The organism is Tateyamaria armeniaca (assembly GCF_045797845.1).
Classification (GTDB): domain Bacteria; phylum Pseudomonadota; class Alphaproteobacteria; order Rhodobacterales; family Rhodobacteraceae; genus Tateyamaria; species Tateyamaria armeniaca.
Genome location: NZ_JBHDIY010000002.1, coordinates 740,018 through 753,074 on the forward strand (window position 1 = coordinate 740,018; position 13,057 = coordinate 753,074).

General features: G+C 56.6%; 7 protein-coding genes. 6 read left to right on the top strand and 1 reads right to left on the bottom strand.

Annotation, left to right across the window (positions count from 1 at the left end):
- Positions 1–171: 171 nt before the first annotated feature.
- The 6 genes from dpdG to dpdD are packed head-to-tail and all read left to right on the top strand — an operon-like array spanning position 172 to position 12,279.
- A complete protein-coding gene (dpdG, locus tag ACERZ8_RS03660; protein WP_407590767.1) occupies positions 172–1,074 on the top strand; it encodes a protein DpdG in 903 nt (300 codons plus the stop codon).
- Entirely contained in the window at positions 1,074–4,190 is a 3,117-nt protein-coding gene (gene dpdH / locus ACERZ8_RS03665; protein ID WP_407594148.1) for a protein DpdH, read from the top strand. The genes dpdG and dpdH overlap by 1 nt, the downstream gene beginning before the upstream one ends.
- Positions 4,187–4,921 (top strand): hypothetical protein, encoded by a 735-nt coding sequence (locus tag ACERZ8_RS03670; RefSeq protein ID WP_407590768.1) that lies wholly within the window; start codon positions 4,187–4,189, stop codon positions 4,919–4,921. The genes dpdH and ACERZ8_RS03670 overlap by 4 nt, the downstream gene beginning before the upstream one ends.
- Positions 4,908–9,476 carry a protein DpdJ gene (gene dpdJ / locus ACERZ8_RS03675; RefSeq protein ID WP_407590769.1) on the top strand — a complete coding sequence of 1,523 codons (4,569 nt, stop codon included), beginning with the start codon at positions 4,908–4,910 and terminating at the stop codon, positions 9,474–9,476. The genes ACERZ8_RS03670 and dpdJ overlap by 14 nt, the downstream gene beginning before the upstream one ends.
- Positions 9,473–10,012, top strand: a complete 540-nt coding sequence (gene dpdK, locus ACERZ8_RS03680; protein ID WP_407590770.1) for a phospholipase D-like domain-containing protein DpdK — start codon at positions 9,473–9,475, stop codon at positions 10,010–10,012. The genes dpdJ and dpdK overlap by 4 nt, the downstream gene beginning before the upstream one ends.
- Positions 10,009–12,279 carry a protein DpdD gene (gene dpdD, locus ACERZ8_RS03685; protein ID WP_407590772.1) on the top strand — a complete coding sequence of 757 codons (2,271 nt, stop codon included), beginning with the start codon at positions 10,009–10,011 and terminating at the stop codon, positions 12,277–12,279. Before dpdK ends, dpdD begins: the two co-directional genes overlap by 4 nt.
- Before the next feature lie 360 nt (positions 12,280–12,639).
- On the opposite strand, the gene ACERZ8_RS03690 is transcribed toward dpdD, so the two are convergent.
- Entirely contained in the window at positions 12,640–13,050 is a 411-nt protein-coding gene (locus ACERZ8_RS03690) for a ribbon-helix-helix protein, CopG family (RefSeq protein ID WP_407590773.1), read from the bottom strand.
- Positions 13,051–13,057 lie beyond the last annotated feature (7 nt).

Sequence of the window (13,057 nt, forward strand, 5' to 3'; positions counted from 1 at the left end):
GACCGGCGCACCCGCTGATAGTCTTCCAGAGTTTCTGTTCAACATGAACCGACCCTTGCACGTAGTCATTGCGCCTGCCTCGACACCGGATACTCGGAATTTCGGGCGCCACATTGCCGACACGGGTTCGAACGTACTGACGGTTGATCAGTTCAAGCTTGGGGCGCGGCTGTGAGCATCCTTAACCAAGCGAGTGACGGACTCTTCAATGTACTGATCGTGCTGGTTCGCGCTCTCGTTCGCTTTGGTCCAAGGGAACGGGACGAACTGATCCTTGTCTGTGGTGGTGCAGCCGATCCGGTCGACACAAGCCAATTGACCCGAACACTAAACCGCTGGACTGAACTAGGCCTATTCGTAGAAGACAAAGGAGCCATCACCATAGCCGAGCCGTACCTTTCTGCCCTGGGCAAGAAAGCCGATGACGCCGAAGCCCGTCTTCCGAAAGTCGCTCGAACCGTAGCATTTCTGCCGGCAAACAATGTGCGCTTTTGGGAAAGCGAGGAAGCTAGGAGCGCCGATCTGTCACGTGGCGTAGCATGGATGCTGGCTCAGGACGTCTATTCGCTCGACGTTAACGCAGATCGTCTCACCGAACTTGAAGGTGCTCAACTGATTGATAGCAGCGCTAAGAAGATCGCCCAAAACAACACACGATGGAATGGCCTTAAGACATGGATGCTTTATCTCGGTTTCGCTCGTGACAGCATGCAGTGGGTTATCGACCCGACCGAAGCACTACGAGATACACTGCCCGACATCTTCGGCCCTAGTCGCGAATTGACTGGTCCGGCCTTTGTCGAACGCGCCGCGTCAGTGCTGCCCGTACTCGACGGCGGAACATATCGGACTCAAGTGGAAGCGGTGCTCAAGGAACGTGCATGGCCGCAGCCGAAAGATGGAAGTCTGTCCTCCTCTCTTTCGCGGGCAATCCAGCGGTTGGACCGGGAAGGCGCAATAAAACTAGCGAACCGCAGTGACACAGAGGGCGTGGTGACGCTGACCGGGACCAATATGCGCACCTGGCGAGATGTTTCGCACGTGTCTCTGCCGCCGGCGGAAGAGGTGGATTGATGCTCGAAAAGTATTGGCCAGAGGCGGATGAGGTAAATGCCTGCATCAAGAATGAGGCGGAGACCGCGGACGTATCTGTACTGCTTGCGGTTCATCAACCGTCGCCTCTCACCACTCGGAACGCTGGCACGAACATCGAGATGCCAGCTTCGGAGCAGGAACTGCTGGACGCATTCCTCTCCGATAACGTGCCCGGGGGCTACTTGCTCTTTCCGATTACTGGTCCGTCGGGGATTGGGAAGTCTCATATCATTAGATGGCTTGACGCTCAGCTTCAGAGGTCACCAAAGCACGATCACCTACATATCATTCGGATTCCCAAGAGCGCGAGCCTGCGCAAGGTAGTAGAACTCATTCTCGAGCCGTTGGCGGGAGACTCACGCTTTGAGAAGTCACGATCCGACTTAACTCGGGCAGTGGCGGAGGTGGATGAGCGCAGGGCGGTTGTATTGTTCCGAGCGCAAATCGAGAACGCTCTCAATGGACTTGCTGAGGCGATGCAGATCGAAGCGCGCGAACACCCGGATCGTCGTGCTGGGTTGGTCCCACGTATCGGTCACGCGCGTGATTTGCCAAAACTCTTCGGAGATGCCGCGCTCAAAGATCACTTTGATAATAACGTACTGAATCGCGTCATCTCCCGAGCAGTAGAAGGACGCAATGAAGGCGCTGAAGGAGATGAGACGCAATCCCAGTTCTTCGCTGAAGACTTGATCCTACCAGACGAGATTGACCTCAACGGCGCTGCTTTCTCTGTAAAGACCTATTACCAGACACAATTGGCTGTTTCGGATCCGAAGCGACGGCAGGTTGCAGTCGATCTACTCAACTCGATAGTCGACACTGCAATCGGTAATGTTTTTCAGCTTGAGCAGAGCACAGGCGGTGTCACGCTACAGGAGATTATCCTAGGGGTTCGTGAGATCCTGTTGAAAGACGAAAAGGATCTCGTTCTTCTAATCGAGGACTTCGCAGCACTTTCCGGCATTCAAGATGTTCTTCTGAAGGTTTGTGTCCAGGAGGGAGCGTATGACGGCAAGAAGGTTCGCGCGACCATGCGGACAGCCCTTGCTCTCACCGACGGCTATCTGGCTTCGCGTGATACGATACTAACTCGCGCGCAGCGGGTCTGGGTGATAGGCAATCGAAAACAAAGCGACGAGGAGATCACAAACGCCGTTGTTGACCTCGTCGGAGCCTATTTGAATGCTGCTCGGTGGGGCGGCGATGGCTTGCGAAAGCTCTTTGCCCGGCGTGACGTAGGCGACAGCCTTACTGACTGGCTTCCGCCATGGATTGACGAGGAGCAAACCGACGAGGACGCCGAAGCGCTAGATGCGTTTGGATTTTCTTCCGTAGGACACTCTCTCTTCCCCTTTAATCGCCTAGCCATAGAGGAGTTAGCCCGGCGACACTTGGCTGACGCAAGCGGCCTTCTTTTCAATCCACGGCGCGTGATCAACGAAATCCTGCGCCGCCCCCTGCTAATGCGCGACAGTTTTGTCAGCGGGGCCTTTCCGCCCGTCGACTTTCAGGGCTTTCTTCCCAATCGCTACCTTGCAGGACTTGTTCGCGATTCAAGCCAACCGGAGCCTGTGAAGGGGAGACTTCGTTCGGCACTTGCCGTCTGGGCCGGAAACGCAAGCGTCGAGAGTGAACTTGAGAAAGTGCCTCCGGCAATCTTCAAGGCTTTCTCTCTGCCGACGCCCGCAGACCTCGCCAACGTGGCTTTTGTGCCGGACGAGCGGCCAACCAATCCGCCGCCGCCCAAGGTGGGAGGGGAGGTTGCACCCGCGCAACCCACAGCGCCTTCAGACTCACATGAACCGCGTATTGCCGAATGGTCGAAGAAACTCGACGCTTGGGCGGGAGGTGCAGAACTTATCCATTCCGACGCGAACGCCCTTCGAAAGGCGCTTGCAGCGATGCTGAAGGGTGCCATCAACTGGTCGGCGCTTCGAATTCCAGAACAGGAGATTAGCCCAAGATGGCTTAAGATTGCGGGTGCGCGAGGCAACCCGGTTGGCGGGCGCGAACTCGTTGTTTGTGAGAGCAACGAAGACGAGGATGGCACCCTACGCGAAGGGTTCCTTGGCGCACTCCGCTTCACTGAAATCCATAAGGGCAAGCATTGGTCTTATTCGGAGGCCGATGTCGACTACGTGGCAAGTGCAGCGATCATAGACCGGATAGTTGATCAATTGGTCCCGCTGTTGGTTGCCGAAGCGGCCTCGCAGATTACCGCCGTCGGGAGAGCCTTGCTCAATCAATCCCGCATCGTCGGCCTGTCTCCTCCAGTGCAGACAAACAAAGCAGAACCTCTTCTTCGAGGGATATTCGCTCCGTCGCCGCAGACCGAAGTAGAACCGTTTGAGGAAGGGTGGGACGAACTAAGGAGGTTGGCACTCGGGCGAAAAAACGGGCACAATGTACGGAGCATTTTGCAGTCGCTACTGCTTGAACGAATTGCAAGTTATCAAGGGTCAGGAAACAAGCCTTTTGCAATCGATACTTCGCGCTTGCTAGCGGCTTTATCGGCCGACGCCCAGACCGAGAAAAACACCGAAGGATTGCCTGACGAGGCTCGCAGCTTTATTCGCGCTACAAGTGATCAACGGCTGTGGCCGAGACTTCAGAAGGTCATCATCAAGCTTCGCAGATTCCGAGACGAAACTGTGGACTTTGCTGATGACGACTTCGATAAGAACGCGTTTGTAACTGATCTCCGCGAGATCATTCCGTTGCTGCAAAAAACGAACTGCTGGCCGACTGCAGTTTCGGTTCGCGGTGCTGAGTTTGAGCAATTGTTGATTGAGTTCCAAGCTAGCCGCTTCGTCGATCTGTTGGACAAGACAGCAACGATCGTTGACGAGGCTGATCGTGAGCAAATCCCGAAACTCTTGAATGCTCTCGGCTCAATCGATCTCGGATTGATCCAGCGCACAATGTCGTTTCTGGAGAGCACCAACCAGATTCTTACGCAAGCGGAACCGCGTGTAGCTCAGCAGGAGGCGATCCGTGGACAAGCTGATCCGGGCGTTGCGGCAGCGGAAATAATCGAGCTTCTCGAAGAGGTGAGTAGTGTCGAAGTGGCCGCTGCGGAGGAAACGTCATGAGCGCTTCCATTCCAAATCGCGCAAAGGCACTGCGTGAACGACTGGAGGCACTTGAAAGCCTTGGTGCCAATATGGAGGAAGCGAGCAATTTAGAGGGCTTGCGGTCCGACCTTGTTAGTCCGGCATCCGATCTATCGCGCGCCTTGGATCAGCGGGCGCTACTAGTTGATTCTGGGATTGACGTGGAGGCGCCACCGAGCCTCACGGCGGTTCGGAAACGCGCAAGTGAAATTCTAGAGAAGTTCAAGGTCGAGCAGACGGCGGCAATACTCAAAAAGGGTACACGTTGGCCCAAGCTAATCAGCGAATTAAAGATCGCTTCAAATGATGTCGCCGATACGGTTGCAAAAACCTGGAAGGCATATCGCCAGGAAATCTTTACAGGAGAGAACCCTGCGATCGTGAAAGGGCGTATCGCCTTTACCCCGGCCAACAAGACTGCGTTTCAACTCTATGAGAAACAGCATCGGGACTTCCTGGAGGAGTTCAAACGGCTCCCTTCAGATCTGACAGGTATTGAACGTGTACAATCCCTTGCTGCGGCGTTGACGGAGACTACTAAGAGCTTCGACTACAACGTTCCGGTAGAAGTTAAGAGCTTTTTGGAAGCGGTGCAGAGCGGTGGCGCACCGCTGGATTTGCTTACTGATACAGTCAAGACTTGGCTTGCAGAAAACGACGCCTTTGCGAGTTATCGCATCTTGCCCCGAGGTGCCGATGGAGGCCGATGAAACTCTGCTGCTCGCCGCGCTTGATGAAATCGAACAGCGCGAAGCCAAACTGCTAACGTGGGGTTTGGTGGACGGTCACGTTTCAGCAGGTGAGATAAATGGGATAATCGATTCCCTGCTTGATGATCCCGCAATAGGTGTTGGCGTCAGCTTCTACGATGCTGGGGGTGTTGTCGCCGAACTGGTTGAACGGGCACTACTTTTCGATATCGGTGAAGAACAGGGTACCCACTACCGCTCGCGGATGGCCGAGGGCGTTCGGTTGCTATTCAGGCTTCGCCAACTGTTTCCCCAGCATCAGGGACCGACCGGCTGGCAGACTGCGCCGACGCTTGTCGCCGATTTTCGATTCATCTGGCGCCGCCGCCGTTATCCGAGGCGCGAAGTGGACCCCACCACCGCGTTGAGACGGATCGCTGCCAAGACTTCTGACCCGTCGGTTAGCGCCGTACTGTCCGCCTTGATTGGAAGTTACGGGACAGACTTCAAGCTAGCAGGATTTCAGGTCGATGCCGCAGCTCGGATTCTTGGCGGGTTTGAGAAGTCGCAGTCGATCGCAACACTAGTAAGCGCGGGTACCGGCAGCGGCAAAACGTTGGCTTTTTATCTGCCGGCGCTGTCGCGTGTTGCGTGCCATATCCAGCGGGACGCGGCTGGTGACCGCTGGGTCAAGGTCCTAGCTCTCTACCCGCGAAACGAATTGCTTAAGGACCAGTTTGCCGAGGTGTACAGCCAGGCCCGCCGCCTCGACGCTACGCTAGCCAATCGTGGTCGGCGCAAGATTATTATAGGGACCTTCTTTGGTCCGACACCGGAAAGCTCGGACAATCCTCACAAAACTGCCGCTGGAAAGGATCGAGGAGGTTGGCGCAACTCTGCGGCCGGCGTCGTTTGCGAGTACCTGCGTTGCCCGTCGTCTGGTTGCGACGGCGATATGGTCTGGCGCGACGCGGATCGAAGCGCAAACCTTGAACGTCTTGAATGCACTGAATGCGCTGGCTCTATTGAAAGCGACGAGATCATTCTGACGCGGCGGAGACTCCAGACCGAAGCGCCCGATATTCTGTTTACCACGACCGAGATGCTCAATCAGCGGATGGGTGACAACCGCTATAGGCATCTCTTCGGCATCGGGAACCGCGCACAACGCTCAGTTGAGATGATGTTGCTCGACGAGGTCCATACATATGCCGGGAGTTCAGGCGCTCAGGTAGCGTTTTTGCTGCGGCGCTGGCGACGAATGTTGCGTCGGCATGTCGGCTTTGTTGGGCTTTCGGCGACGCTGAAGGACGGCGCTCGCTTTTTCGCACAACTGACAGGTCTCTTTGAACAAGCTACGGTCGAAATCAGGCCTTCCAATCGCGAAATGATCACAGAGGGAGCCGAGTATCTGCTCGCGCTTCGCGGCGACCCGGTGTCGCGCACCGCGTTACTGTCGACGACGATCCAGACGGGTATGCTGCTTTCACGGCTGCTCGATTCTCCTGATGAGAAAAAGAGCCGCGGAGTCCTTGGTGAGCGGACCTTCCTTTTCACCGATGACATTGACGTGACCAATCGCATGTACTTCGCGATGCTGGACGCGGAGGGACGCAGAAGCAACGGGGCACCAGACCTCGCCAGCAGGCCTGATGGTGGCCTAGCTTCGCTTCGTCGACCTTTACCCGTCGAACAGCGAAAACTGCATGGCCAGGATTGGGAAGCGGTTGTCGAAATTGGCCACAGCCTTCAACCGCAGGACCGGAAGACAGTTGGACGGGTGATGTCGATGGACCCGGGTGTGGGCAACAATCTTGACATAATTGTTGCAACCGCATCGCTCGAAGTTGGCTTCAACGATCCGCGGGTCGGAGCGGTTGTACAGCACAAGGCGCCGCGCGACGTTGCGCAGTTCCTCCAGCGCAAGGGACGTGCGGGTCGTTCGCGGAAAATGCGCCCGTGGACTGTTGCTGTGCTATCGGACTACGGACGCGATCGACTCGCTTATCAGGGCTACGATCTACTTTTCGATCCGGAACTGCCACTCCGCACACTCCCAATCGGAAACCGCTATGTAATGCGTATCCAGGCCGTGTACGCGACGCTCGACTATCTGAGCCTAGCGCTAGCCTCGTCCAATCGCGGAAGTGTCTGGCTCGATCTCTCTTCAAGCACTCACAGAAGTTATCAACGCGCGCGGCAGACGGCGCTAGCAGGATTGATCCAACGCATTCTGACTATCCCAGCCGAACTGGATCGCTATACCGCCTATCTCGCCTCAGCCCTGAAGGTCGAGGAGAGTGCTATAGCACCACTGCTCTGGGATCATCCACGTCCTCTGATGACACAGGTTCTTCCAACGGCGTTGCGACGCCTTGAAAGCAATTGGCGCGCCTGGGGGGAGATCGGCGAAGACTTCCAGGTTTTCAACTCGCCCATGCCTGAGTTCGCGCCTGCCAATCTGTTTAGCGACCTCAACCTGCCCGAGGTTGATATCATCCTGCCCCAGCCAGGCAGGGCGACGCCAGAAGAAGTCGCGATGCCGATCGCCCAGGCGCTTCGCGAGTTCGCGCCGGGACGTGTGTCGCGGCGATACGGGATCAGCCATGCGTTTGAGCGGCACTGGATGTGTCCGACGCTAGATCAGAGCCGCGAGCAAGCCGTACCCTTGGAGCCGTTTGCGCGGTTGGACCCGCTCGGCGACTGGCAGGCCTCGATTGAAGGCTCGGTTCGAAACGTTCCGGTCTTCCGACCGCGTCGTCTGGAGGTCCAGCCGCCACCGGGTACCGTCGTTGATACATCGAACGCCCGACTGCGCTGGCAAAGCCAACTGGTCGCCCGTCAACCGGGCCTCGTACTCGACCCACCTCGCGGCAGCCCTTGGACCCCGCTAATCGAGGATGTGCGGTTTTATAGCCATGAGGGGCAAAGCCCGATCGAGGCACGGCGAATGGCGCTTGGCAGCGACGCAGGCATTCGCTTCCGCGACGGCAGATCGCAAACCAAAGAGTTCACCTTTGAAGTTAATGGAGGACCGGCTGCCCTAGGCTTCAGCCTCGCGGTAGATGCAATGTGTATTCGGCTGCGCTTCCCTGAGGACCTCTGGGCCAGCCTCGGCGACGAGGCTGACCCGCGCTACCGAGCGATGCGCACGGCTCGTTTCCACTATGAGGCGGTCCATGGGGCCTATCTGCAGATGGTAGATAGCCATTTCGCGCGTGACTGGTTGGCGCAACTTATGCTGACTGCAGTCAGCAATGAAGCAATGGCAAAGGCCATTACCCTGCGCGAGGCAGCTTCGCGACTTCGCGACGGAAGTGCGGAGCTCAATCTCAACCAGACTCTCAATGCACTATTTCAGTCACCGATCGTTGACGACGCCAATGCGCAAGGAAACCAACAGGATAGACTACGACAAGATTTGGCGGACTACCTCGCAGATAGGCAGGTCGTCGAGAGTCTTTTCGGTCTGGCTGCAATCCTTTGGACGCCGATTGATGCCGTATGGGAGCCGTGGCTCCGCGAGCGATACACATCAACGGTCGGCGCAGCAGCGCTTAGCGCAATAACGAGCTTATGCCCGCAGATTGACACTGAAAGCCTGGTGCTTGACGTGACCTCAGGACCGCGTGAAACAGACGACGTGCTAGCCGGTATCGCTAATGGAGAGATCTGGATTAGCGAGATGTCGCCGGGCGGAAACGGTCAAATCGAGGAAGCACAGCAACAATATGTCGAGGACCCGCGCCGTTTCTTCAGTTTGATGACTGCAGCTTTGCGCGACAATGATTTTTCGCTCAGCGACTTTCAACTTGGTCGCTTTCTCGCTGTCGTGGTTGAAGGGGACCGCGACGATCCGGTGCCTGCCGCAACGCGAGCCTTCCGGCACGCCTCGAGTTCCGAGGAGAGCAATGAGGCTTTCTCGGTTCTCCGCCATGTTTTGGCCGAGGAAGGCTTTGTCACTTTCCATGCCTTCCTAGTTACACTGGCGAACCGTGTCCTGCGCCCAGGCTCAAGCAGCGATAGCGATGGCTTCTTCTTGAATGCGGTGCGATTATGGAATTCCGAAGAAGAACGACTTGGAGTCGAACTCGACGCCCGATTGCTTGCGTATCGGTTGGCCCGCTCAGACGAAATCGACTCGGCGCTTGGTCTCGCCGGCATTGATGCCCCCTCCGTAAATGCGGACCAGTGGCGCTTCGGTGTGATCTACGGGTTGCTTTGGCCACGGGGGCTGCAAATTCGACAGTCGGGACTGCGTGTCTATTCGCCGTTTGCCGAGTTGCCGGCGCCTGATCCATTGCTGCTGCAATCCTATCTTGGCGAGGATGAACGTCTAATCGATCTGGAGAGAGAAGGCTGGAAGGGCGAGTGTCTTGATCGTCTCGCCAACCTTGGCGCCGCTACATTGGTGTGCCCAATGGCGGCGGCGTCTTTGCTTGCCGACGCCCTAGTGTTCTTAGCTACCAACCCAGTTCAGACAGGATATCTTTCCGTGTTTGCACGCGTTCAAGCCGTCCGTCGGGTTGAGGATGTCTTCCATATCGACGTCGACATCGCGGAGGCGCTGCAATGAGTTTCGAGACGCGACGCATCTTCAAGAGCGCAGTAACAAGCCAGAATTTGATCCGCGAATTACTACAAATGATGTTTCTTGGTGAATTGGTTGCGCCAGGAGGCGAACGTGCCTGGCTCGTCAGCCCATGGATCAGCAATATTGCCCTCTTCGACAATCGGGCGGGAGGTTTTGGCACTCTCAATCCCGAATGGGGTAATCGCGAGATCCGACTGATTGAGGTGATGACGGACTTAATGGCCCGAGGCACGGCGTTAGGTATCGCGACCAGCCTGAACGAACACAATGATCCGCTGATCGACGCCCTTACTTCGGCTGCCGCCGAGGGAGGGCTAGAAGACAAACTGCACATCGTTCGCCGTCAACATTTACACGTAAAGGGTGTTCTCCTGAAACGCGGCCTTCTGACTGGGTCCATGAATCTAACTTACTACGGCCTCGAACTGAACGATGAGATGGTCGTCTACGACACATCTTCCAAGACGCTTGCTGAAGCCCGGATCAACTTCGAATCTTACGTTGAGGCGGGTATTTGATCGAGCACCTCCCTCCAGAAGAGCAGGAGTGGTTGGCGCGCTTCTTCGCTAACCCTAACGAACTGAGTTGGTTGTCGCTTGTCGACGGGACTGCTCCAACGCGAGAAGCAGACCAAGTTCGGCAGTGGCTAGCCCTTCTTGCCGGATTACATCCAGGCGCTCCGCTTGTCCTGCCTTTCGTTCGTGGTGGCACTATCACCGGTTGGTACGCGACAACTCTGGGACGCCACGGCGGAAATGAACTCGGAGAAGAAATCAACGCTTGGCTTGGTCCGACATGGCTTAGCCGTTTCGAGCGCGTGCCGGTTGATACAAAAGACCCAATGGCTGCCGTGCTCTTGGGCCGCTTTGGTGGGACTGTTTATCGGTTCACTGGAGCCGACGAGGTTGCGATGAAGGCGATTTCGGGTCGGTTAAGCGAGTTCGCCGAGATTATCGCGCGACGCCCCCAGGAGAGCCAGGCTCGTGTTCGCCCGGTCGGTGCTATCCGTAGCGATTTTGAACGCGCCTTGCTTGCCGGGGACGTATACCAGGCCGAGGCGATGATCGGCGAATTCAAACAGACTGGGCGCCTAAATGAGGAGAACCTCCGTTACCTCGAAGTCCGGCTGAGCGCGGGTCTTGGACTTTGGCCAGAGATCGCTCGAGATCACTGGCGTATCAAAACGCTAGCGGATCTCGCGCTTCCACCGCAGATTCTGTCTGACCTCATAGAGGCGCTCTACAGGACCTATGTCGACCCGGCAGAAGCAACGGGAGATGCGGAGGCTGTACGAGAAGCATTCGCGGGTAATATCTTTGAACCCTATCCTAAACTCTTCACGTCACGTCGGGGCATTCGTGCGCCGCGCGTAGTCAAGGCATTCGTACTTTACGAGCAATTTCAGAGAAATCCTGACCGCGATATCATTGATGCACTGCTCAATTTGTTGCCTGCGGGCACGAACACCTCGCTGTTCCAAGCGCTACCATCTCTTGGGCTAAATTCCTCGCCAGGTACGACCTTAAATGAGGCCGACGAAGCGTTTGACGATGGGCAATTCGATAGAGCATTCGAGTTCTACTTGCGGTTGCCGCCCAGCAGGAAGACGCTCAGCCGGCTAGTCTCGTGCGTTGGTATCATCGGAACTAGTGACGCCCGTGACCGCTTGTTGGCCGTGGTTGACGAGGTTCCCCCAGAATTGCTTGACGGCCTCGCTCCGGCGGTGCGGACGAAAATTGTGGGCCTTGCGAACGAGCAAGTTTCCGAAGAAGCCCACTCTTCCGATGTCTCAGAGTTGGAAGAAGTGAATCCATGGATGCGCTGGGTCGAGCAATTGCAGGCTGGCAAGAATCTCGCGGAGGCAGAACGAGATGTGCAATCTGCCCCGACGAATTGGGACACAACGGAGATTAGAAAGGATCTGCAGTCAGCGAAGAAATTCGCCGACGCGCTCAGTGGTTTGGATGACGACGCCAGTGCAATTGCTCGAAGTGCGGTTCCTCAGATCATAACCAGCTTTTTCCCAGACGAGAGGGAGGCGCCGCCTGCTGCGAAGCCAATTGCATCTTTGCTGCTCTTACTGATTGCGATGGACGAGACGCTCTCGCGAACTGACCTTGATCTACTAGCTCAGTTGACCGCTATCCTGATAGAGCAAGGATTGTCGTCGGACGAGTATGTTTCATTGGTTGGCGACCTTGAGGACGTGCAAAAGCGGATTGGTTCGTTTGCCTATCTGCCGTGGAGTCTAGATGTGAGCGAGACTCTTGCGATTTTGCCATGTCCTTCTGATGATGCACGTGACGCCCGTCTAAGGTTCTTCCTGCAAGTGCTCAGCCAAGCCACCGGCTTTTCGCATCGGTTGACTGCGGTCGATCTTATGCCTCTGGAAATGCTGGCGAAGGATTACGGTGTAGGCGGCGACGCCGTCGCCACGCTCAAGGGGGTAACAGACGAGAAGGGTCCCGAGGCAAAGTCAAAGCCCGATCTCAATGGCAAGACGATCGGAATCTACACACTCGCGGAGTCAGCGGGTGCCCGTGCCAAGATCGCACTGGAGGAATTATTCCCAGGCTCCAAGGTCGTTGTGAACTCTGATCTCGTCGCGACTGCACAGCTTTCTAATCTTGCAAAGACAGCCGACATTTTCGTCTTCGCATGGAAAAGTAGCAGCCACCAGGCGTTCTACTGCGTGAAGGATGCTCTCGATGGCGACCTGCCAATTTATGCACCGGGCAAAGGGACAGCCAGTATACTGCGTGCCATCTTCGACCATCTCAGCTGAATGTCGCTCAATCAATAATCGCCCATCTGGATTGGGACATGAATGTCCAAGAGGCCGTCTCGATGCCGCATCTGGTGAACCGTTTCAGAACCTACGATCTGGAGGTGCCTGACGTCAGCGCCCACCGGACAGAACTAGGTGTTTGAGCAACGGAGGATTTCTGGTTCATCGAAGCCATTATGGAGCGAAGATGAACAAGACATCCGGAACATCGAAGGACGCCGCCGACAGGCTGGTCAGGGGTATCAAGCGGAAAACCCGCAAGCAGTATTCTGCCGAGGAGAAGATCAGGATCGTTCTGGCAGGACTGCGCGGTGAAAGGTCAACGGCAGCAGTGGGTCGCTCTAATTCTCAAGATACCTATCTACTGTCTGGGACATCACCCGGAAGTTCATCTGCAAACCACCGCCCCTTCTGTACCCGCTTGCCCAGCGTCTCGATGAATCCATCAAACCGTTCGCGACCTTTGGCCTGTGCCGCGGCTTGCTGCTCTGGCGCGATCGGCGGGGTGATGGTGAGCCAGAAGCGTACGAAGAGCGCGAGCGTCTCGATCGTGATCCGCTGGTCTCGTTCGAGGCGGGCGACTTGGCGGGAGAGGCGATCGAGGCGGCGCGTTAGGGCGGCCTCCTGCATGTCGGCATGATCAGGCGAGAGGAAGGACTCGACCGCCGCCTCGACGATGGCGGAGCGGGTCACGCGTTTCCGGTCGGCCATATCGTTGATCCGCCCGATGAGTTCGGCTGGCAGGGACAGGTTGAGACGGTCGCGCATGGATGAT

Excerpts from the sequence above, each read along its gene's own strand:
- dpdJ (WP_407590769.1), top strand. The coding sequence starts at position 4,908 with ATGGAGGCCGATGAAACTCTGCTGCTCGCCGCGCTTGATGAAATCGAA.
- ACERZ8_RS03690 (WP_407590773.1), bottom strand. The coding sequence starts at position 13,050 with ATGCGCGACCGTCTCAACCTGTCCCTGCCAGCCGAACTCATCGGGCGG.
- dpdH (WP_407594148.1), top strand. The coding sequence starts at position 1,074 with ATGCTCGAAAAGTATTGGCCAGAGGCGGATGAGGTAAATGCCTGCATC.
- dpdK (WP_407590770.1), top strand. The coding sequence starts at position 9,473 with ATGAGTTTCGAGACGCGACGCATCTTCAAGAGCGCAGTAACAAGCCAG.
- ACERZ8_RS03670 (WP_407590768.1), top strand. The coding sequence starts at position 4,187 with ATGAGCGCTTCCATTCCAAATCGCGCAAAGGCACTGCGTGAACGACTG.